Source organism: Cupriavidus sp. L7L (assembly GCF_004353535.1).
Classification (GTDB): domain Bacteria; phylum Pseudomonadota; class Gammaproteobacteria; order Burkholderiales; family Burkholderiaceae; genus Cupriavidus; species Cupriavidus oxalaticus_A.
On the sequence record NZ_SMNY01000025.1, the window covers coordinates 1 to 20238 of the forward strand.

Consider the following 20238-nt stretch of genomic DNA (forward strand, 5'->3'; position numbering starts at 1 on the left):
CGTCGAGCCAACGAACGACAAGGCCTGCACATCCGGATGCGCCAGCAGCGCATCGACTGCTTCCTTGTCCCCCTGCACGACGTTGAACACGCCATCGGGCAAGCCAGCCTGGCGCAACAGATCGGCAATCAGCAAGCTGGGCGAAGGATCGCGCTCCGACGGCTTCAGCACGAACGTATTGCCGCATGCCAGCGCCACCGGGAACATCCACATCGGCACCATCACCGGGAAGTTGAACGGCGTGATCCCCGCCACCACGCCCAGCGGCTGGCGCAGGTTCCAGTTGTCGATGCCGCCACCGATGTTGTCGGTGAAGTCCGTCTTGAGCAGGTTGGGAATGCCGCAGGCAAACTCCACCACCTCGATGCCGCGCGTGACTTCGCCCCTGGCATCGGAGAACACCTTGCCATGCTCGCGCGTGATCAGTGCGGCCAGGTCGTCATGGTGCTGGTCGAGCAGCTCCTTGAACTTGAACAGGATGCGCGCGCGGCGCAGCGGCGGCGTCTCGGCCCATGCGGGGAACGCGGCCTTGGCGGCAGCCACGGCGTCGGCAACGTCCTGCGCGGTAGCAAGCGCCACGCGTGCGGCAACTTCGCCAATCGCAGGGTTGTAGATATCGGCCAGGCGTTGCGACGCGCCACGCGTCTGCCGGCCCCCGATGAAATGTCCAACGGTAGTTTGCACAGCGCTGGCTTCTGCAAGGATGTCTTCCACTTCCACTCCTGCTTGATACTGGATATCGAGGATCGGCCGCAATCATTGCGCGCGGTAATAACAGCGCCGCAGCGTCGCTTGCCGCGCATGGCGCAGCGGGCCGGAATGAGCGCAAGCTTGGTGCAGTTGCACCGCCCCGTCCAATGATTTATCGTCAAGCGCAATATAAGCCGCGCTAAATATTGCGCCGCACCACTCGCGCATTCGACACGCCCTCATTGCATTGGACCTCCACCATCTGCGCGCATTCGTCGCGGTCGCACGAGAAGGCAATCTGACCCGCGCCGCGCAACGCCTGCACCTGACCCAGCCCGCGGTCAGCCTGCAGCTCAAGGCGCTGCAGTCGGCGTGGCGCATCAAGCTGTTCGAACGCACCGCCGCCGGCCTGACACTGACCGCGGACGGCGCTGCGCTGCTGCCGCTGGCCGAGCGCATCCTCGACGGCGTGGGCGACCTTCAGCACACCGTCGATGCCATGCATCACACGGTGCGCGGGCGGCTGGCGATCGGCACCATCCTGGATCCGGAATTCACGCGGCTGGGACCGATGCTGCGCACGCTGGTCGAGCGCCACCCGCAGATCGGCACCGAGCTGCGCCATGGCATGTCAGGCTGGGTGCTGCAACAGGTACGCAGCGGCGCGCTCGACGTCGGCTTCTACCTCGGCCAGCCGGCCGACGCGAGCTTCAATGCGCTTACGCTGACGCCCTTCTCCTACTACGTGGTCGCGCCCAAGGGCTGGAAGGAACGCACCGCGCTGCGCTCATGGGCGCAGCTGGCAACGCTGCCGTGGATCTGGACGCCACCGGAGTCGGCGCATAACCGCCTGCTGTGCGAGCGCTTCGCGCAAGCGGGTGTCGACGCGGCCGGGGTACCCAAGGTAGCGCATGTGGACCAGGAAGCCTCGATGCTGGACCTGGTCCGTTCCGGCGTGGGACTGTCGCTGGTACGCGATTCGATTGCGCTGCGCGAGTCGCATGCGCACGGCCTGGTGATCGTCGAGGGCATGTCCGTGCAGACCGAGCTGACGCTGGTCTGCCTGGCAACGCGCCGCGACGACCCGGTGGTGGCCGCGGTGTTCGGCGTGGCGGAGTCGGTGTTCCGGACCTAGCCCAATGGCGGCGCCGAGGCCGCAGGGGGTTGCAAGTGCCGCCGCAGCCAGTCACCCAGCGCCGCGAACACTTCGCCGCGCAGCGGCTGTGCTTCGTTGAAGATCTCGTGAAAGCCGTGCGGATACCAGACCTCATCGCGCAGGTCGGGCGGCGCATTGTCGAAGAAGCTGCGGCTGCCCGCCGGATCGACCACGCGGTCGGCGCCGCCGACCAGCATCAGCATCGGCGCCTCCAGCCGCGCGGCATCGGCCTGTGCCTGCGCCATGCCGCGGATAAAGCTCTCCAGCACGCTGGCGGTGATGGTGGTCTGCACCAGCGGGTCGGCGCGGTAGGCCGCCACCACGGCCGGATCGTGCGACAGGTGCCGCGCGTCGATCGGGTTGGGCACGCGCAGGCGCGGCGCCAGCGTCAGTAGCACGCGGTGCAGCGCCAGCATCGGCTGCGCCAGCCGCAGCGCCAGCGCGGGGGATGACAGCACCAGCGCGCGCACCGGGCGCACGCGCGCGGTGGCAAAGCGCGCCGCGATCAGCCCGCCCATACTGTGGCCGAGCAGGATCGGCAGCTCGTTCCAGTCATGCAGCGCGGCGTCGTAGACCTCGGCCAGGTCCTCGAGATAGATGTCGGGATGGTCGGCCACCATGCGCGCGCCGCCGCTGGCGCCGTGGCCGCGCAGGTCGAACGCGCGCACGCGCAATCCCAATCCGCACAGCAGTTCGGCGACGTGCTGGTAGCGCCCGGCGTGTTCTGCAAGCCCGTGCACCAGCAGCACCGAGCCAAGCGGTTCCGCAAAGCGGCCGGGATCGGGGAGCCAGGTGCGCAGCAGCAGCTCGGTGCCGTCGCGCATGCGCTGGCGGCTTTGCACCGGCGCGTGCGCAATGGCGGGGCCAGGGGCTGTAGTGGTGCCCCGGGCCTCGGCGGCGCCAGCGGAAGCGGGATCGTCCGTCATCGGTTGTGCCATGCGCTACGGTCTCCTCTGCGGCCGGGCCGGCGTGTGCGCCGGCATTGTTCTTTGTCTTGTTGCGTGACTGCACCAAACGCCACAAGGCGATCAGTGACAGCCCTGTTCTTCCCGCGCCGCGTGGCGCGCGTCGCCAGTGCCAGGCACATCCGCGATATCGGCCAGGATCGGGCAATCCGGCCGGTCGTCGCCGCTGCAATGCTGCGCCAGTTGCCGCAATGTATCGCGCATCGCCGCCAGTTCGGCAATGCGCTGCTCCAGGTCGGCCACGTGCCTCAGCGTCAGCGCCTTGACGTCGGCGCTGGCGCGGCCGCGGTCGCGCCACAGCGACAGCAGGTCGCGGATCTCGTCGAGCGAGAAGCCCAGATTACGGGCGCGCCGCACGAAGCGCAAGGTATGCACCGCGCGTTCGTCATAGCGACGGTAGCCGCCCTCGGTGCGTGGCGGCGCCTCCACCAGCCCGATCGATTCGTAGTGCCGGATCATCTTGGCCGACACGCCCGACGCTTGCGCCGCTTCGCCGATATTCATCGCTTGCCTCCCTGTGCGGTGGCTGCCGTGGCTGCCGTTCTGGACTGCGGATGCCAGCGCCGCAACAGCAAGGCGTTGCTGACCACGCTCACGCTGGAGAACGCCATCGCCGCGCCCGCCACCACCGGGTTCAGCAGCCCCGCCGCCGCCAGCGGGATGCCGACCACGTTGTAGAAGAATGCCCAGAACAGGTTCTGCCGGATCTTGCGCACGGTGCGGTGCGAGACCGCCAGCGCATCGGCCACCAGCGCCGGGTCGCCGCGCATCAGCGTGATGCCGGCGGCGTGCATGGCCACGTCGGTGCCGGTCGACATGGCGATGCCGACATCGGCGGCCGCCAGCGCCGGTGCATCGTTGATGCCGTCGCCGACCATCGCCACGACCGCACCGCCCTGGCCCAGCGCCTGCACACGCGCGGCCTTGTCCTCGGGCAGCACCTCGGCCTGCACCTCGTCGAGGCCAAGCTCGCGCGCCACCCGCGCCGCCGCACCGGCGTTGTCGCCGGTCAGCATCACGGTGCGCACACCCGCCGCGCGCAGCCGGGCGAGCGCCTTGGGCGCGCCCGGCTTGATCGCATCGCCAAACGCAACCAGCCCGACGACGCGTGGCGGCGTGGTCTCGACCAGCCACGACACGGTGCGGCCTTCGCCTTGCAGCCGCTGCGCCACCGGTGCCAGCGTACCCGCGTCAGCACCGAGCAATTCGCGCAGGCGTTCGCTGCCGAGTTGCAGCGCCTGGCCGTCGACCACGCCGGAAATGCCGCGGCCCGGCAGCGCCTTGACGTCCTCGGCCCTGGGCACGTCGATGCCGCGCGCCTGCGCCGCGGCCAGCACCGCGCGTGCCAGCGGGTGTTCGCTGCCGGCCTGCAGCGCGGCCAGACGCGCCAGCAGCGCGCCGCCGTCGGCATCGGCATCGGCGTCGGCGTCGGCGTCGGCGTCGGCATCGGAAGAATCGGCAGCATGCAGCGCCACCACCTCGGGCTTGCCGACCGTCAGCGTGCCGGTCTTGTCGAACGCCACCACGCTGACGCGATGCGCCACTTCCAGCGCCTCGGCGTCCTTGATCAGGATGCCGGCACGCGCCCCCGCGCCGGTGCCCGCCATGATCGCGGTGGGCGTGGCCAGCCCCAGCGCGCACGGGCAGGCGATCACCAGCACCGCCACCGCATTGAGCAGCGCCGCTTCCCAGTTTCCGCCCAGCAGGCCCCAGCCCAGCACCGTCAGCAGCGCGATCACCAGCACCACCGGCACGAACACCGCGCTGACCTGGTCCACCATGCGCTGGATCGGCGCCTTGGCCGCCTGCGCATGCTCGACCATGCGGATGATGCGCGCCAGCACGGTCTCGGCGCCGACGGCAACGGTGCGCGCCACCAGCAGCCCTTCGAAGTTGATCGCGCCTCCGGTCAGCCGGTCGCCCGGCTTCTTGGGCACAGGCACGCTCTCGCCGGTCAGCATCGATTCGTCCGCATGGCTGCTGCCTTCGATCACCTCGGCATCAACCGGGATGCGCTCGCCCGGGCGCACCACCACCTCGTCGCCGACGCGCACCGAAGCCAGCGGCACGCTGATTTCCTCGCCGCCGCGGCGCACGCGCGCGGTATCGGGGCGCAATGCCGCCAGCGCGCGGATGGCCTCGGCGGTCTGGCGCTTGGCGCGCGTCTCCAGCCACTTGCCGAGCCGCACCAGCGTGATCACCACCGCCGCGCTTTCGAAGTACAGGTGCGGCATGGCGTCGGCAGGCGTGCGCCACATCAGCCACAGCGACAGCCCGTATGCCGCGGTCGTGCCCAGCGCCACCAGCAGGTCCATATTGCCGGCGCCCGCGCGCACCGCCTTCCAGCCAGCCTTGTAGAAGCGCCAGCCGAACACGAACTGCACCGGCGTCGCCAGCAGCCACTGCGCCCAGGCCGGCAGCATCCAGTGCACGCCGAACCATGCCAGCACCATCGGCGCGACCAGCGGCAGCGACAGCGCGGCCGAGATCGCCACCGGCCAGGGGCCGTCCCAGAACGCAGGCGTGCGCGCGGCTTGCGTCGACGCAACTGCGCCGGCTTCGGCACCAGCCGCCGGCGTGGCCCCATAGCCCGCGCGCGCCACGGCGGCAGTCAGCGCGGCGTCATCGGCGGTGCCGCGCAGCACCGTGACCGTGGCGCGTTCGGTGGCCAGGTTGACTTGCGCCTCCACCACGCCCGGCACGGCGCGCAGCGCCTTTTCCACGCGCGAGACGCACGACGCGCAGGTCATGTCGCTGACTTGCAGTTCGACGGTGTCCTGCGGCACCGCATAGCCGGCATCGGCCACGGCGCGCGCGGCGGCCGGCAGCACGGCAGCGGAGTCGGCATGCAGGGTGGCGGCCTCGGTGGCAAGGTTGACGGCCACGTCGTGAACCCCCGGCACGCGCGCCAGCGCGTTCTCCACGCGGCGCACGCACGAGGCGCAGGTCATGCCCTCGACCGCCAGGCGCCATTCGGGCGTGTCGTCAAAGTTCTTGGCGGGTTGCGGAGCGAGCACAGCGCTGGAACTTGTCATGGTTCTGGATCATCCACAGTGTCGATGTCAGCATCATGAACCTTACCATCATGGGAAGGTCAAGTGCGGAACAGCATTTCCCGCCACTTTAAAAATCCTCTTGCGCTTCCCACCATGGCAAGGTTCACACTATGTCTGTCGCGGCGCCGTGCCGCCACTCAACCCTTCAGGAGGTTTCCAGCATGATCCAGTTCCAGGTCGAAGGCATGTCCTGCAACCATTGCGTCGGCGCCATCACGCGTGCCGTGCAGGCGGTTGATCCGGCCGCCAAGGTCAGCGCCGACGTACCGACCCAGGCCGTGCACGTGGACAGCGGCGCCGACACGCAGGCATTGCGGCACGCCATCGAAGACGCTGGCTATCCGGTCAAGTCGGTGTCATAAGCGGCAGGCCTGCAGCAAAAAGGGACGCCCCCGGGCGTCCCTTTTTGCACTGGCCGTGGCGCTGCGCTCAGAAGCGGTAGCCCACGCTCAGGAATGTCACCACCGGGTCGATCTTGATCTTGGTATGCGAAATGATCGTCACCGGGCCAGCCTGCGTGGTCAGCGTGGCGGTGGTGGACAGCGGCAGGTACGACACCGACAGGCCGAGGAACCAGTTGTCGTTGATCGCATAGTTGGCGCCGATGTTGAACACCGGATTCCACGACGGCTTGGCGCTGGCGGTCATCCTGGCGCCGGGGATGCCGAACGCGCCATTGACGAATTGCTGGTTGGTGATGGTTTCGTCGGTAAACCAGGTGTAGTTGACGCCGATGCCGACATACGGGCGGAACTTGGTCCTGGCGTCGAAGAAGTGGTACTTGACCAGCAGCGCCGGGCTCCACTGCTTGACCGAGCCGAGCTTGCCGTACTTGGCATACTCGCCGGTACCCGTGACGTCATGCTTGGGCGGAATGCCCGCGACCAGCTCGCCCGAGATGTTGTCCGTGAAGAAGTGCGAGAACGCCAGGCCCAAGGTGTCGGCGCTCTCGATATCGGCGCCGGTGTTGGCGCGGGTCATGTTGACCGGCCGGCCATTGATGCTGTCGACGGTCATCGGGTCGGCGGAGCTGTTCGGCATCACGCGGAACCAGCCCAGGCTGACGATATTGCTGCCGGCCGATTGTGCTTGTGCGGCTCCTGTCAGCGCCATGACAGCGCCAGCCGCCAGCATCTTCTTCTTGTAGGTCGATTTCATAGTCCTCTTACTCCTCATTCGTTTACTGCCGTATGCATTATCCGGCGGGTACGAGCAGGACTGTTTCACCGACGATACAGAATCGTAGAGGACGCCCCCTAAACGAAGGGTTAACCACTAAGAAACCCAGGCTGAAGACATTGCCAGGCCGGGTAAACGCTGCGTCGGCGCAACGCTTTATGCCGCGCGCCGGAAAAAACCCTGAAAGATACGAGGGTTTAGGGGCCGGCTGTGCAATAACGCCCGCCTGCCCCCTGTCCCACGCGGCGAGACCCGCGCTCACGGCGTGACGATTGCGAAGCTCGGCTCGAACTTGTCCATCAGTGCCACCCATGCAGCGAGCGCCTGCGGATCGCCACCGACTTTGGCGCGGCCGGCCTGGGTCTCCGCCTGCAGCGTGGTCTGCCCCGAGAGCACGCCGGTCAGCACCGCGCGCGGCATCGTCAGTGTGGCCTGCGGTGCGGCATGCTGCGCGCCTGCCTTGTAGCGGAACACGCCGTTCTCGACCGTCAGCGCATAGCGCTTGCCGGTGTCGGGCTGCACCCAGTTGATCGCGACGGTCTTGCCCGCGGCACGGTCGCCGTTCAGGCTGATCGCCAGGTAGTCCAGGAACATGGTGTCGGTCATCGCCCGCAGCACGTCGGGGCTGCCGGTGCGGCGGGTGGACCTGGGCGCGCCGTCGCGCAGCTCGGCGGCGCCGGTCAGGTAGGCATTGCGCCAGGTCGACGACTCGGCCTGGTAGCCGAGCTGCTCCAGCGCATCGGCCTGCAGCCGGCGCGCGGCCTGGTTGTCCGGGTCGGCAAAGACCACGTGCTTGAGCACCTCTGCCACCCAGCGGTACTCGCCGCGCGCATACGACGCGCGCGCCTGCTCCAGCACGCGCGCCGCGCCGCCCATGTACTCGACGTAGTGCTTGCCGGCATCCTCGGGCGGCAGCGGGTTCAGGTTGGCGGGATTGGCGTCGTACCAGCCGAGGTAGCGCTGGTAGACCGCCTTGGCGTTGTGGCTGACGGTGCCGTAGTAGTCGCGCAGGTGCCATTCGGAGGCCAGCGACGGCGGCAGCTTCACACGCTCGGCGATCTCGGCGGGCACGTAGCCCAGGTTGGCGAGCCGCAGCGACTGGTCGTGGATGTACTTGTAGCCATCGCGCTGCTTGCCGAGGTAGGTGAAGATATTGTCGCGGCCCCAGGTCGGCCAGTGGTGCTGCGCGAACAGCACCTCGGTGCGGCCGCCGAAGCGGTCGATGGTCTCGTCCAGCGCGCGCCACCACTGGTTGGCGTCGCGAACCTGCGCGCCGCGGATCGTGTACAGGTTATGCAGGTTGTGGGTGGCATCCTCGGCCGCGCACAGCGCCTTCCACTGCGGCAGGTACATCAGCATCTCGGCCGGCGCCTCGGTGCCGGGCGCCATCAGGAATTCGATCTGCACGCCGTCGATGGTGCGGGTCTCGCCGGTCCTCGCGATCAGGTCGGTCGGCGGCACCAGCGTCAGCGTGCCCTGCGCGACCGCCTTGCCGAGCCCGGCATCGACCTGGCCGGTGGCCGAGCGCTGCAGGTTGGCGCCATACATGTACTGGGCGCGGCGGCTCATCGCATTGCCGGCAAAGACGTTCTCGCTGACCGCCTCTTCCATGAAGCCTTCGGGCGCCAGCACTTTGACCTTCCCCGCCTTGACGTCGTCTTCGCTGATCACGCCCTTGGCGCCGCCGAAGTGATCGGCATGGCTGTGCGTATAGATCACCGCCACCACCGGCTTCCTGGGGCGGTACTTGTAGTACAGCTCCAGGCCGGTGCGGGCGGTCTCGGTGGCGGTCAGCGGGTCGATGATGATCAGGCCACTGTCGCCTTCGATGATCGTCATGTTGGAGATGTCGAAGCCGCGGATCTGGTAGATGCGGTCGGTCACCTGGAACAGGCCGTGGTTCATGTTCAGCCGGGCCTGCCGCCACAGGCTGGGATTGACCGTCGCCGGTGCGACATCCTTGTCGATAAAGCGGTATGAATCCAGCGACCACACCACCCTGCCTTGCGCATCGCGGATCTCGCCGCTGTCGATGGTGCCGATGAAACCCCGGCGCGCGTCCTCGAAATCACGCTGATTCTGGAACGGCAGTTGCTGCAGCACGGCGGCCTGGGCGCGGGCCGTGGCGTCGCTGGCCGGGTTGGGCGGTGTAGGCGCGGCACTGGCCGATCCGGAAGCGCCAGCGAAAACGAGGGCTGCGGCGAAGGCCGCGGCAGTAGAGGTCGGGTACGACATGCGGGTCTCCATGCGGTCTCCTTCAGGCGCTGTCAGCGAGTGGTGTCCAAAGATTATGCTGAACGTTCAGTACAATACTGAGTTTGCTGGCAGAACTCCTCTACTGTCAAATCGCAGCGCCGCTGAAAATTCTGAACTTTGCCCCTGCCCCCTATGCCGTCATCGATGCCCCCGCCCACCAAGGCCCCGCCCGCTGCGCTCAAGAACCGCCGCGGCCTGGAAACACGAGACCGGATTCTCGCCGTCGCGCGTGAGCTGATCAGCGCACATGGCTACTCCGAGGTGACACTGGATCAAATCTCCGCCGAGGTCGGGGTGGCCAAGAGCAGCCTGCTCTGGCACTTCGGCAGCAAGGAAATGCTGCTGGCACAAGCCGCGACCAGCCTGTTCGAAGACTTTGGAAATGAGCTTGGGGGAGTCGCCAGGCATGCCGGCAAGACGCCGCCGCAGCGGCTGGAAAACCTGTTCGACGAACTTGCCGACTATTTCACGGCCAACCCCGAGGCCAAGGGCGTGGTGCTTGGCCTGCTGTTCTCCGGCGGCGTGCCGGCCAGCGTGCGCGAGCAGATCCGGCACAGCTGGGACGCGCATGTGCGCGACCTGGCCGAGGTGCTGTCAGTATCGGCCCAGCCGCTGCCGCCCGAAATGTCGCGCCTGATCGTGGCCACGCTGCACGGCTGCTATGTCCACTGGTACGCCAGCGACCGCAGCGAGCCGATCGCCGGCTTCCTGGCGCCGGCGCGTACCTTGTTCAGCGACTGGCTGCGCGCCCGGGCGGGCTGAGCGGAAGATGATCGGGGGCGTCAGGCGCGGCTGGCCAGCACGCACGCCGCCAGGTCCCACAGCGCATAGCCCACGCTCTTGAACACCAGCGGGCTGCCGCCGCGCGCGCGGATGGCATCGGCCTGCAGGATCGCCGTCTCGAACGGCTGCACGGTGCCCCAGTCGATGCCCGCCTGCAGCAGGTCACCTGCTTCTTCCTCGATGCCGAACAGCGTATCGGCCAGCAGGCGCCCGTGGTCCGCGGCCGCATGGCAAAGCCGCGGCGGCAGCTCGCACATGTCCGGCCGGAAAGCGCCAACCGCGGCGATGAAGTGGTCGTCGCGCCAGAGCCCGCTGTCCAGGTCCGGCAGCACCGGGCTGCGGCTGGACGTGACCGTGACCACCATCGACACGCGCGGCAGCACCGCGGCAACGGTGTCGGTCACTTCGGCCTCGACGCCCAGCGTACGCGCCTGCGCGGCCAGCGCCTCGGCCTTGTCGCGCGTGCGCGACTGCAGCCATACCTTGCGCACACCCAGTCCGTCGACAAAGGCCTCCAGGTGCGTCAGCGCCTGCACGCCGGCGCCGACGATCAGCAGTTCGCCGTCGGTGCGCGCGGCGAAGCATTGCGCCGCCAGCAGCGACACCGCCGCGGTGCGCCGGCCGGTCACCGTCGGCCCGTCGAGCATGGCCAGCCGCGCACCGGTATGCGCGTCGGCCACCACCACTTCGCCAAGGATATTGGGCAACCCGCGCCCAGGATTGCCGGGGTGCACGGTGATGTTCTTGGTCATCACCAGGTTGCGGTTGCGCGCCGGCATCACCAGCAGCGTACCCTCGCCGTCCTCCGCATCGCCTACCGGCAGCGCGATGCGCGGCGGCGCCATGGCCGTGCCGTCGCGCAGCTCGGCCAGCATGTCGGCGATGGCGCGCGCCAGTTCGGGATATGGCAGTCGGGCCGCCGTGCTGGCGGCATCGAGGGGAAGCAGGGACATGCGGGCGCTCCGGCGGGATGGTGAAGCGGCCATTATGCGGGACGGCCGCGCAGCGATGTCAGCGCCTGGCAGGCGCGGACGGCGCCCGCACCGATGCGCCGCGCACCTCGATGCCGATCCGGTCCACGACCTTGCCCGCCGCGTCTAGCAGTTCCACCTGATGGCGGCCCGGCCACGGCAGCCACGCCACCTCGGCGCCGCGGCCGAGCGGCTTGCCGTCCATGCGCCAGCTGACCGCGCGCGCGGACTGGCCGGCGATGCCTTCGGCCTGGAACCAGACGCGCTGCGATGCCGGCGGCATGTCGGGGTCGAGCGCGAACACGGTACCGTTGGCCGGGTTGGCGATCGCCGGCGCGGTGCTGGCCGCCGCCGCGGGCTTGCCAACGCTGACGCGCGTGATGGCCGTGCCGGCGAGGAACACCTCTTCCCGCGCGGGCTCGAGGCCATCATCGAAATTCAGCGTCACGCGCTGCACGCCCGCGGGCATCACCGGCGCGCGGCTGCCTTGCTCGCGGTGCAGCGCTTCCATGACGTCATGCCACACCGGCGCCGCCCCGGACACCCCGGAAACGTCACGCATGGCCGCGCCGCTGGCGTTGCCGACCCACACGCCCACGGTATAGCGCTGCGACCAGCCGATGCACCAGTTGTCGCGCATGTCCTTGCTGGTGCCGGTCTTGACCGCGGTCCAGAAGCGCGTGGTCAGCGGGCTGTCGAGGCCGAAGGTGCGGGCGCGCGCGTGGCGGTCGGCAAGGATATCGCCGATCACGTAACTCGCGCCCGGCTGCATGACCGCGACGGGCGCAGCAACAGGTGCGCCTTCGCGCAGCCGCGGCGGCGCATAGCGCCCGCCGCTGGCGAGCGCGCGGTAGGCATTGGTCAGCGCCAGCAGCGACACGTCGGCGCTGCCCAGCGCCAGGCTGTAGCCGTAGTAGTCTCCCGCCTCGGTCAGCGGCAGGCCCAGCGCCACCAGCCGCTTGTGGAAGCGGTGCGGCGTCACCATCACCAGCGTGCGCACCGCCGGCACGTTCAGCGATGCCGCCAGCGCCGCGCGCGTGCTGACCCAGCCGGCGTAGCGGTGGTCGTAGTTCTGCGGCACATACAGTCCGCCGCCCACCGGCAGGTTCACCGGCCGGTCGTCGAGCAGCGATGCCGCGGTCAGGCGCCGTTCCTCCAGCGCCTGCGCGTACAGGAAGGGCTTGAGCGTCGAGCCGGCCTGCCGCAGCGCGGCGGCGTGGTCGACCTGCGCGGCCGACGACAGCGCGCCGGACGAACCCACGTAGGCCAGCACGTCGCCGCTGGCGTTGTCGATCACCACCACCGCGCCATCCTCGACATGGCGCCCGGCCAGCTCGCGCAGGTGCCGGTCGAGGCTTGTGACCGCCGCGCGCTGCAGGCGTGCGTCGAGCGTGGATGTAATGTGCGCTGGCATGGAGGCGCCGGGCGCCAGCTGCGCGCGCGTGTCGCTGACAAGCCGGCGTGCGAGATGCGGGGCGAGCTGCTGCACCGTGGCAGGCACCTGCGCCGCGGCATTACGCTGCGCCACCGGCCCGGTGCGCAGCAGCGCCAGTTGCGCGAAGCCTTCCAGTCCTTCGCATTGGCGCGGCAGCCGCATTTCGCGCAGGATGCCGCAGGCCCGGCGCGCCACCTGCACGGCCGGCGCGTTGGGCGCGCGCACCAGCGCCACCGCCAGCGCCGATTCGCGCGCATCGAGCCCTTCCGGGTACTTGCCGAACAGCACCTGCGACATCGCCGACAGCCCGACCAGTTCGCCACGGAACGGCACCAGGTTCAGGTACGCCTCGAGGATCTGGTCCTTGCTCCAGCTGCGTTCCAGCGCCGCCGCCCCCGCCGCCTGACCAACTTTCTGCGTGAGACTGCGCCCCTGCGCCGCCGCGCCGGACCGGCGCAGGTCGTCGTCAAGCAGTCCGGCCAGCTGCATGGTCAGCGTCGAGGCGCCGCGCGTGCGCGTGTTCCACAGGTTGGCCCACGCCGCCGCGGCCACGCCTTGCCAGTCGACGCCGCTATGCGCGTAGAAGCGCCGGTCTTCCGACAGCACGATGGCCGTGCGCAATGCCGGCGAAGTCTGCGCCAGCGTGACCCAGTCGCCGCGGCGCGCGCGGAAGTCGTCGCGTACCCGGCCGACCACATCGCCGTGGCGGTCCAGCACGACCACGTCGGCGCTGCGCCAGTCGTCGCGCACCTGCGCGAAGGCCGGCAACGCGGCAGCATGGCCGCTCCACAGCAGCGGCAGCAGCGGCAACAGTGGCAGCAGCGCCAGCCAGGTCAGTCGCGCGCCGCGTCGCTTCATGACTCAGGCCGTCCCGACACGATGCCCGCCACCAGCAGTACCTGTGCCGCGGCATAGGTCCACCAGATGCCCAGCGCGAAGGTCTCGAACGGCACCAGGAAACGCGCGATGCCGATCATCATGTCCGACGCGGCAAAGCACAGCGCGCCCAGCGCCGCCAGCGGCGTCGGCAGCCGCGCCACCAGCGCGCTGCACGCCATCGCCGCAAGCACCCCCACGTACACCGACACCGGCACCGTCAGCGTGCCGAGATTGGGCCAGAAGCGTCCCAGCATGGTCCCGGCCACGCCGAGCATGGCGCCGCATGCGATCAGCCGGTGCGGGCGCAGGTCGCCGGCCAGTGGCACCAGCAGCCGCAGGTAGGCGAGGTGCGCAAGCAGGAAGGCACCCAGCCCGCCCACGAACGAAAACGACAGCGCGGGCACCGCCAGCAGGAAATCGCCGATGGCCGAGCACACCAGCGCCGTCACCAGCCAGCGCCGTTCCGGCAGCGGCCGGTGGAACCACGCGGCCCGCGCCAGCAGCAGCGCCATCGCGGTCTTCCACAACGGCTGCATGGCGATCTGCCCGGTCAATGGCGCGCCTTCGGGCAGCTCCATCGACACCTGCACCAGCAAGGCGCCATAGAGCACTCCCGCCAGCGCGCCCGCGACCCACCACTCGCGCACCCGCGCCGGCATCCTCAGCGCGATCCAGCTCATGGACGTGCCCCGACCACCAGCCGCGCGTTCGGCGCCACGCCAAAGACATCGGGCGCGTACATCGCTTCGACGCGCGACGGCGGCAGCGAGAACTCGCCGGCGTTATTCAGGCGCACCGTGTACTCGACCGACACCGTGCCCTTGGGCAGGTAGCCGAAGTACTCGCGATACGCCTGCGGCGTGCGTTCGGTATAGGCCGGCCAGGCCACGCCCTGGCGCCGCTCGCCGCGCGTGGCGATCTGCGAATCGCGGCCCAGGCCGCTGCCGAGGATGGTGGCGCCGGCGGGCACCGGGTCGCTGACCACCACCCAGGTCATGTCGGCCTGCGCATCGATCTCGAGCTTGACGCGGTACACGTCGCCGCGCGACCACTTGCCCGACACCGCCTGCTCCTGCGGCGTCACGGTGCGCTTGATGCGGTAGCCCGCGGCCAGCGGCGCCGTGACCGGCACCGCGGCCAGCGCCTGTACCGTCGCCCACGGATGGCCCGCGCCGGCCTGCTCGACCTGCAGCGTGCCGCCGTCCGCGCCTGCCGGCCACGGCAGGTCGACACTGCCTTGCGCCACGCCGTCGTTGCGCTGCGCGCGCGCCCAGTCGAAGCTGCGCGTGGCATCGGCGGCGTTGCTCACCGAGACGCGCGTGCTGCCCGCCACCGGCGTCTTCTCGAACACCTGCGCAAAGCGCGTCACCGCCAGCATGCCCCACGCATTGGCGGTGGTGGTGCCCCAGGCGCCGCGCACCTGGCGGCCGATCAGGCCGGTGGCCAGCTGCGGCGCGTCTTCCTTCCAGCCCGGCAGTTCGGCGGCCAGCGTCAGCAGCCGCGCGGCGTTGGCATCGCCGCCGGCCATCATCCACCACCAGTTGTCGTTGCGCTCGGTGGAGAACGCCAGCCGCGTGCCCTGCACCGTCAGGCGCGAGCGCAGCAGCTGCTGCGCCTCGGCCAGCCGCTGCTCGCGCTGCGGGATATCGGCCATGCGCGTCAGCAGCAGCGTCCAGTCGAGCAGCGCCGAGGTCGGCCACTGCGCCGGCAGGATCTGGATCGCATCCAGCATGCGCGCCTGCGCGTGGCCGGTACGCGACAGCGCTTCGAGCGCGGCCAGCTTGCGCGCCTCCAGGTATTGCGTGCCGCCCACCGGCGACCAGCCGTCGCGGCGGATACGGCCTTCGACGAAGTCGGCCAGTCCGCGCTCCATCTGCGCGCGCTGCGCGTCGGGAATGCGCAGCGCCAGGCCTGCGCGCGCGGCTTCGTCGGTCACAGCCAGCAGGTAGGCGGTCAGCACCTCGCTGCCGTAGTCGCTGTCCGAAGCCAGCGGGAAATACGAAGCCAGCCCGTTGGCGTCGAGGTACGACGGCAACTGCGTCATCAGCGCTTCCCACGCGGCCTTGTCGTTCAGGCCGATCGCCTTCGACGCACGCTGCTCCAGGCAAGTGAACGGATAGTGGCGGAACCATTCGCGCACGCCCGGCATGCCGCCCGCCAGCGACGACTGGAAGTTCACCTGCAGCCCGCCGCGCACCTTGCCGGCGGGATCCGCCAGCGCTCCCGGCGGCGCCTTGACCGGAACCGACAGCGACGGCGACACCTGCGCCAGCGTTGCCTGCTGCACCGTCACCGGCACCGCGGGGACGATCTGCTGCGAGACCTTGATGCGGTCGCCGGCATTGCCGCCGCCCTGCTCGCTCGCCTGCACTTCCCACATCACGGTGCCGCTGCGCGCATACGCCAGCAGCGTGGGCGCGGTCACGTCCCAGCCGATCTCGCGCGCTTCACCCGCGGGAATCTGCACGGTCTGCGCCGGCAGCGTGCCGTCGTTGCCGAGCAGCGTGGCGCGCGCGCTCGCCTGCACCGTCATCGCGCGCTTCGTGGTATTGCGCAGCGTGAACATGGCGCGGTAGCGATCGTCCTCGCGCACCAGCAGCGGCAGGCCCGAGATCACCTGCAAATCCTGCGTGGCGGCGATGGTGGCGCTGCCGGAGCCGAAGCGGCCCACGCCCAGGTCGGCCACGGCGACGATGCGGAAGCTGGTCAGCGAATCGTTGAGCGGCACTTCCAGGCTGGCGCGGCCTTCGGCATCGAGCTGCACGCGCGGGTTCCACAGCAGCAGCGTGTCGAACAGCTCGCGCGTCGGGCTCTTGCCGCCGCCACCGCCGGCGGGCACTGCCTTGCGCCCGTAGTGCCGGCGGCCAATGATTTCCATCTGCGCGGTCGACGTTTCCACGCCATAGCCGCGCCGCTGCAGCATGGCGTCAAGCAGGTCCCAGCTGGTGTTAGGCATCAGCTCCAGCAGCGCCTGGTCGACCGCGGCCAGCGCGACTTCGCCATTGGCGGCGGGCTTGCCGTCGGGCAGCCTGACCTGGATTGCCACGCGCGCCTTGCCGCGCACCGGATAGGTGGCCTTGTCGGGCGTCACCGTGACATCGAGCCGGTGTCCGGCATTGCCCACCCTGATCTCGGCCAGCCCCAGCCGGAAGGCCGGCTTGGACAGGTCGACCAGTGCCGTCGGCGCGGCATATTCGCGGCCTTCGCTGCGGAACGCGCGCCACCACTCGCCGGGCTGGCGCCAGCCCCAGGTAAAGAACGAATACCACGGCACTTCATGCAGGCGCCCGCGCAGCGCCAGCACCGAGACGTAGACATTGGGGCCCCACTCCGGCCTGACCTGCACGCGCACCGTGGGGTCACTGCCATGCAGCTCGACCACCTGGGTCTGGTAGATGCCCTCGCGCTCCACCGCCACCAGCGCGGTGGCGTGGCGGAACGGCATGCGCACCTGGAACACCGCGGTGTCGCCCGGCGCGTAGGACTTCTTCTCCGGCAGCAGGTCGATGCGATCGTGGTTCTCGCCGCCGAACCACAGTTCACCCTGGCGCGTGACCCAGACCGTCGAAGCGGCCTGCGCGGTGCGTCCCTCCTTGTCGCGCGCGCTTGCCACCAGTTCGACCTGACCGGCCTGCTCCAGCGCCACCTCGCAGCGCGCGCGGCCCTGCGCATCGGTGCGGGTCTCGCACACGGTGCCGAGGTCGCGCGTCTCGGTGCGGTTGTCATAGCGGTAGAAACCGCCGACCACGCGCTTGCGCGCCGAGGTGGTGAGGCGAGCGCGCGCATTGAGCTTGACCGGGGCATCAGCCACCGGCTTGCCGTTCAGGTCCAGCACCACGCCATGCACCGCCAGCTTCTGCTTCACCGAGACCCAGCCTTCGGACCGGATGCCGACCACCACGCCAGCTGGCCACAGCGGCACGGTCTGGCGCAGCGTCTGGATCTCGCCGTTGGGGTCGGCAAAGCCCGCTTCGAGCACCAGGTCGCGCGGCGCGTCGGTCTTGGGCAGCTTGCGCAGCGTGACAGAGCCGTTGCCGTTCTTGTCCAGCGTCAGCGGCAGCTTGTCCGCCACCAGCTTCTGGCCGTCGTCGGGCTGGTCGGCGTCATCCATTTCCTCGTCGCCGCTGGCGCTTTCGCGCTGCGGTCGCGGCGGGTTGAACGAGAACTCGTCATAGCCGGGGAATCTGACGCTCTTGTCGCGCAGCAGCGCCGATACGCGCACCGGCAAGCCGGCCGCGCCGCCGCCCGACAGGTAGTGGATTTCCACGCCGACCGGCAGCTCGGCCGGCGCGATCGCGGCGCCGGCCTTGCCGGCCAGCTGCAGCGTGCCGGCGAGAACCGGCAGCCGGAACGCTTCGACGCGGAAGCTGCCGCTGGGATAGGTACGCGAGCCTTCGTCGCGGCCATTCGCGCGCCCGCCCTGCTGCGTCTGCTCCTGCGTTTCCAGCTCGACGGTATAGACGCCGAGCTTGGCCGCGGGCGGCACCTGGAACGTGCTTTCCGCGCTGCGCCCGCCAGTCGCGGTCTGGCGCCACTGCAGCGGCAGCTCGTAGGTCTGGCCGCTGCCGTCGTGGCGGATCACCACGCGCGTCGGCAGCGGGCGGCTGGCCGGCGGCAAGGCAAAGCCCTGCGCGGTCTCGGCGCGGATCAGGTGCTTCATCGACACGGTCTCGCCGGCGCGCAGCAGGGTACGGTCGAAGATGGTATGCGCGCGCACCGTCGGCGCGGTGCTGGTGTCGGTGGGCACGTTGAAGCGCCAGGTCTCGATGCCGCGGTTCCAGTCCGACATCACGAAGGCCATGTCGGCCTTGCCGCGCGTCTGCGGATGTCCGGCGGCGATGCGCGCCGACACGAAATAGCCCGACAGCCCGTTCTGGTCGCAATTCGATTCCGGCACGGCGTCCAGCCGGGCAAAGCGCACCACGCCGCTGGCATCGGTGCGGCCCTCGCCCAGCAGGCGCCCGCTGCAGTCGCGCACCGCGACGGCGGCGTCGGCCACCGGCTTGCCGTCGTCGAGCGCCGTGACCCACGCCAGGCCGCTGCGGCTGCCGTCGTCCTCGTTGCCCAGACTGCGACCCAGCTTGAAATGCACGCCCAGGTTGGTCACCAGCGCGGCGGTGCGCACGTACATCGGCGCGCGCTTGCCGAGCAGCGCCTCGCCCAGCATCGGCGAAGCGATCTCGACCACATGGAAGCCCGGCTCGGGCAGCGGGATGCCGACCACCTCGAACGGCCGCGGGCCGTCGCCCGATGGTTTGGGTACGGCCAGCTTCTGCACGCCGGGGGCGCGCTCGAGCAACGACACCGAGCGCGTCTCGATCGACACCGCGTTGCGCGGATTGCTGACGCGGTACGGCGAGCGGCCCGCCAGCACTGCGTCGAGCTCGCCGCGCGTATAGCTGGACTCATGCATGCGGCGCACCAGCCCCAGCCATTGCATCACCGCGGCATCGTCGTCCACGCGCAGCTTCATCACCGTGCCGGCACGCGCCTGGATGCCGCGCACGGCCAGATCGGCCTCGACATTGCGCAGCGTCACCGGCAGCAGCGGCGGATAGTCGGTGGGCGACTTGCCGCGCGGCAGCTCGCCGAAGCGCTCCACCACGCCGAACGGCGCGGCGGCGAACTTGGCCAGCGGGGGCATGGACGCGGTGGCGACCTTGAGCGGGAACAGGTCGGCATTGGACAGCGTGCGGCCGCTGTCGTCCTTCAGGTCCTTCGGTATCTCGATGGTGAACTGCGCCTTCTCGGCGAACGGCGCGGCAAAGGTGAGCGCGCTGACGCTGGCATCCGGCGCCAGATCGGGAGCGAACTGCGGCGCACGCGGGCCGGACGGCGTCTTCAGCACCACCTTCTCGGCCTGCTTGCGCGGCACCGGGGCCGAGAACGTGACCGACATCGGCCGCAGCGGCGTGCACGGCGATTGCGCGTGCTCGCGCTCGCAGCTGAAGCTGGCGGCAAAGGGTTCGCGCACGGTGTAGTCGAAGCGGCGCTCGTCGCGCGTGGCCACCCCCGACGGCGTGGCAATGCCCGCGCCCAGCACCAGCTGCACGCGCGCCGCGGCCGGCAGCCGCTGCTGGCAGGCGAGCAGGTGCACGGCATCGGGCGCCGGCTTGGCCAGTTTGGTCCAGTGGATCGCCTCGAGCAGCTCATCGCGTTCCTTGCCGGCGAGCAACCGCACCGGGATGCGCTCGCCCAGCCCCTGCGCCTGGCACCAGGCGTGCTCGCGCACCGACGCCGGCGTGGCCGGGCCGTTGAAGCGCAGCGCGAAGACCTGGTCTTCCTCGATCTCGCCGCCGGACGGCCGGCTGGCGATCACGGTCGGGCCGCCGGTCTCGAAGCGGTATTCCGGCTTGCCGGCATAGGCGGTGCCGGCAACGCTCTTGAGCCCGGTGCGCATGCGCACGCTGCAGCGCACCCCGGGCGGCAGGTCGCTGGCGAAGTCGTAGACCCAGTTCCTGGCATCCACCCAGCGAGCCTGGCCGCTGGTGCCGGCGCCGGTGCAGGACACCGCGGCGGGCGCGGCGGCCTGCACGTCGCCCATCGGCACCATGGCCTCGTCGAAGCGGATCGCCACCTGCCTGACCTGCCCCACCGTGCCTTCGGGCGAAAAGCGGATGACCTGGGCGGCATCGGCGGGCTGGACGCCGGCGAGCAGCGCGAGCGCGGCGCCCAGCGCCAATGCCGCGGCGCATGACGCGCGCGCTGGCTGCCTGCTGCCAAGGTCCCGACCGGCTCCGGCGACGATTCCCTTCATCCTGCCATCCTCCCTTTTCCGCCACTTCGTGGCACCCGGCGAGGGTGACACGCACGCCACAGGAGTGCAAGACCGGCGCGCAATCCTGCATGGCGCACCTGGAAAAGATTC

13 protein-coding genes are annotated in these 20238 nt (G+C 69.9%); 3 read left to right on the top strand and 10 right to left on the bottom strand.

Annotated features, from left to right (window positions below; translation table 11 throughout):
- Positions 1 to 684 (bottom strand): aldehyde dehydrogenase family protein (locus E1J61_RS24515; protein WP_371704744.1); only part of this gene is annotated, 684 nt, incomplete at its 3' end.
- Positions 685 to 937: 253 nt separating this feature from the next.
- Between E1J61_RS24515 and E1J61_RS24520 the strand changes: the two genes are divergently transcribed.
- Complete coding sequence (locus E1J61_RS24520; RefSeq protein ID WP_133096569.1) at positions 938 to 1825, top strand: LysR family transcriptional regulator; 888 nt, start codon at positions 938 to 940, stop codon at positions 1823 to 1825.
- Here E1J61_RS24520 and E1J61_RS24525 read toward each other — a convergent pair.
- From E1J61_RS24525 to E1J61_RS24535, 3 genes are all read right to left on the bottom strand, one after another.
- Positions 1822 to 2784 (bottom strand): alpha/beta hydrolase, encoded by a 963-nt coding sequence (locus tag E1J61_RS24525; RefSeq protein ID WP_133096570.1) that lies wholly within the window; start codon positions 2782 to 2784, stop codon positions 1822 to 1824. The two genes, E1J61_RS24520 and E1J61_RS24525, sit on opposite strands and share 4 nt — an antisense overlap.
- A gap of 90 nt (positions 2785 to 2874) precedes the next feature.
- Positions 2875 to 3315, bottom strand: a complete 441-nt coding sequence (cueR, locus tag E1J61_RS24530; RefSeq protein ID WP_133096571.1) for a Cu(I)-responsive transcriptional regulator — start codon at positions 3313 to 3315, stop codon at positions 2875 to 2877.
- Positions 3312 to 5846, bottom strand: a complete 2535-nt coding sequence (locus E1J61_RS24535; RefSeq protein WP_133096572.1) for a heavy metal translocating P-type ATPase — start codon at positions 5844 to 5846, stop codon at positions 3312 to 3314. Before E1J61_RS24535 ends, cueR begins: the two co-directional genes overlap by 4 nt.
- A gap of 182 nt (positions 5847 to 6028) precedes the next feature.
- Between E1J61_RS24535 and E1J61_RS24540 the strand changes: the two genes are divergently transcribed.
- The gene (locus tag E1J61_RS24540) at positions 6029 to 6229 is read left to right on the top strand and encodes a heavy-metal-associated domain-containing protein (RefSeq protein ID WP_133096573.1); all 201 of its coding nucleotides are present in this window, start codon (positions 6029 to 6031) and stop codon (positions 6227 to 6229) included.
- A gap of 67 nt (positions 6230 to 6296) precedes the next feature.
- On the opposite strand, the gene E1J61_RS24545 is transcribed toward E1J61_RS24540, so the two are convergent.
- Together E1J61_RS24545 and E1J61_RS24550 are read right to left on the bottom strand one after the other, a co-directional pair.
- Positions 6297 to 7025 (bottom strand): OmpW family protein, encoded by a 729-nt coding sequence (locus E1J61_RS24545; protein WP_133096574.1) that lies wholly within the window; start codon positions 7023 to 7025, stop codon positions 6297 to 6299.
- Between the two features lie 279 nt (positions 7026 to 7304).
- On the bottom strand, positions 7305 to 9293 hold the full coding sequence (locus tag E1J61_RS24550; protein ID WP_371704742.1) for an alkyl/aryl-sulfatase: 1989 nt from the start codon (positions 9291 to 9293) through the stop codon (positions 7305 to 7307).
- Positions 9294 to 9446: 153 nt separating this feature from the next.
- On the opposite strand from E1J61_RS24550, the gene E1J61_RS24555 reads away from it, so the two are divergent.
- Positions 9447 to 10064 carry a TetR/AcrR family transcriptional regulator gene (locus tag E1J61_RS24555; protein ID WP_243736959.1) on the top strand — a complete coding sequence of 206 codons (618 nt, stop codon included), beginning with the start codon at positions 9447 to 9449 and terminating at the stop codon, positions 10062 to 10064.
- Positions 10065 to 10084: 20 nt separating this feature from the next.
- On the opposite strand, the gene E1J61_RS24560 is transcribed toward E1J61_RS24555, so the two are convergent.
- The 4 genes from E1J61_RS24560 to E1J61_RS24575 are packed head-to-tail and all read right to left on the bottom strand — an operon-like array spanning position 10085 to position 20127.
- Positions 10085 to 11038, bottom strand: a complete 954-nt coding sequence (locus tag E1J61_RS24560) for a delta(1)-pyrroline-2-carboxylate reductase family protein (protein WP_133096576.1) — start codon at positions 11036 to 11038, stop codon at positions 10085 to 10087.
- Between the two features lie 58 nt (positions 11039 to 11096).
- Entirely contained in the window at positions 11097 to 13349 is a 2253-nt protein-coding gene (gene pbpC, locus E1J61_RS24565) for a penicillin-binding protein 1C (RefSeq protein ID WP_133096577.1), read from the bottom strand.
- A complete protein-coding gene (locus tag E1J61_RS24570; protein WP_133096578.1) occupies positions 13346 to 14050 on the bottom strand; it encodes a lysoplasmalogenase in 705 nt (234 codons plus the stop codon). Before E1J61_RS24570 ends, pbpC begins: the two co-directional genes overlap by 4 nt.
- Positions 14047 to 20127 (bottom strand): alpha-2-macroglobulin, encoded by a 6081-nt coding sequence (locus E1J61_RS24575; protein WP_133096579.1) that lies wholly within the window; start codon positions 20125 to 20127, stop codon positions 14047 to 14049. Before E1J61_RS24575 ends, E1J61_RS24570 begins: the two co-directional genes overlap by 4 nt.
- Between the last annotated feature and the right edge of the window lie 111 nt (positions 20128 to 20238).

Excerpts from the sequence above, each read along its gene's own strand:
- E1J61_RS24525 (WP_133096570.1), bottom strand. The coding sequence starts at position 2,784 with ATGGCACAACCGATGACGGACGATCCCGCTTCCGCTGGCGCCGCCGAG.
- cueR (WP_133096571.1), bottom strand. The coding sequence starts at position 3,315 with ATGAATATCGGCGAAGCGGCGCAAGCGTCGGGCGTGTCGGCCAAGATG.
- E1J61_RS24535 (WP_133096572.1), bottom strand. The coding sequence starts at position 5,846 with ATGACAAGTTCCAGCGCTGTGCTCGCTCCGCAACCCGCCAAGAACTTT.
- E1J61_RS24540 (WP_133096573.1), top strand. The coding sequence starts at position 6,029 with ATGATCCAGTTCCAGGTCGAAGGCATGTCCTGCAACCATTGCGTCGGC.
- E1J61_RS24545 (WP_133096574.1), bottom strand. The coding sequence starts at position 7,025 with ATGAAATCGACCTACAAGAAGAAGATGCTGGCGGCTGGCGCTGTCATG.
- E1J61_RS24550 (WP_371704742.1), bottom strand. The coding sequence starts at position 9,293 with ATGGAGACCCGCATGTCGTACCCGACCTCTACTGCCGCGGCCTTCGCC.
- E1J61_RS24555 (WP_243736959.1), top strand. The coding sequence starts at position 9,447 with ATGCCCCCGCCCACCAAGGCCCCGCCCGCTGCGCTCAAGAACCGCCGC.
- E1J61_RS24560 (WP_133096576.1), bottom strand. The coding sequence starts at position 11,038 with ATGTCCCTGCTTCCCCTCGATGCCGCCAGCACGGCGGCCCGACTGCCA.
- pbpC (WP_133096577.1), bottom strand. The coding sequence starts at position 13,349 with ATGAAGCGACGCGGCGCGCGACTGACCTGGCTGGCGCTGCTGCCACTG.
- E1J61_RS24570 (WP_133096578.1), bottom strand. The coding sequence starts at position 14,050 with ATGAGCTGGATCGCGCTGAGGATGCCGGCGCGGGTGCGCGAGTGGTGG.
- E1J61_RS24575 (WP_133096579.1), bottom strand. The coding sequence starts at position 20,127 with ATGAAGGGAATCGTCGCCGGAGCCGGTCGGGACCTTGGCAGCAGGCAG.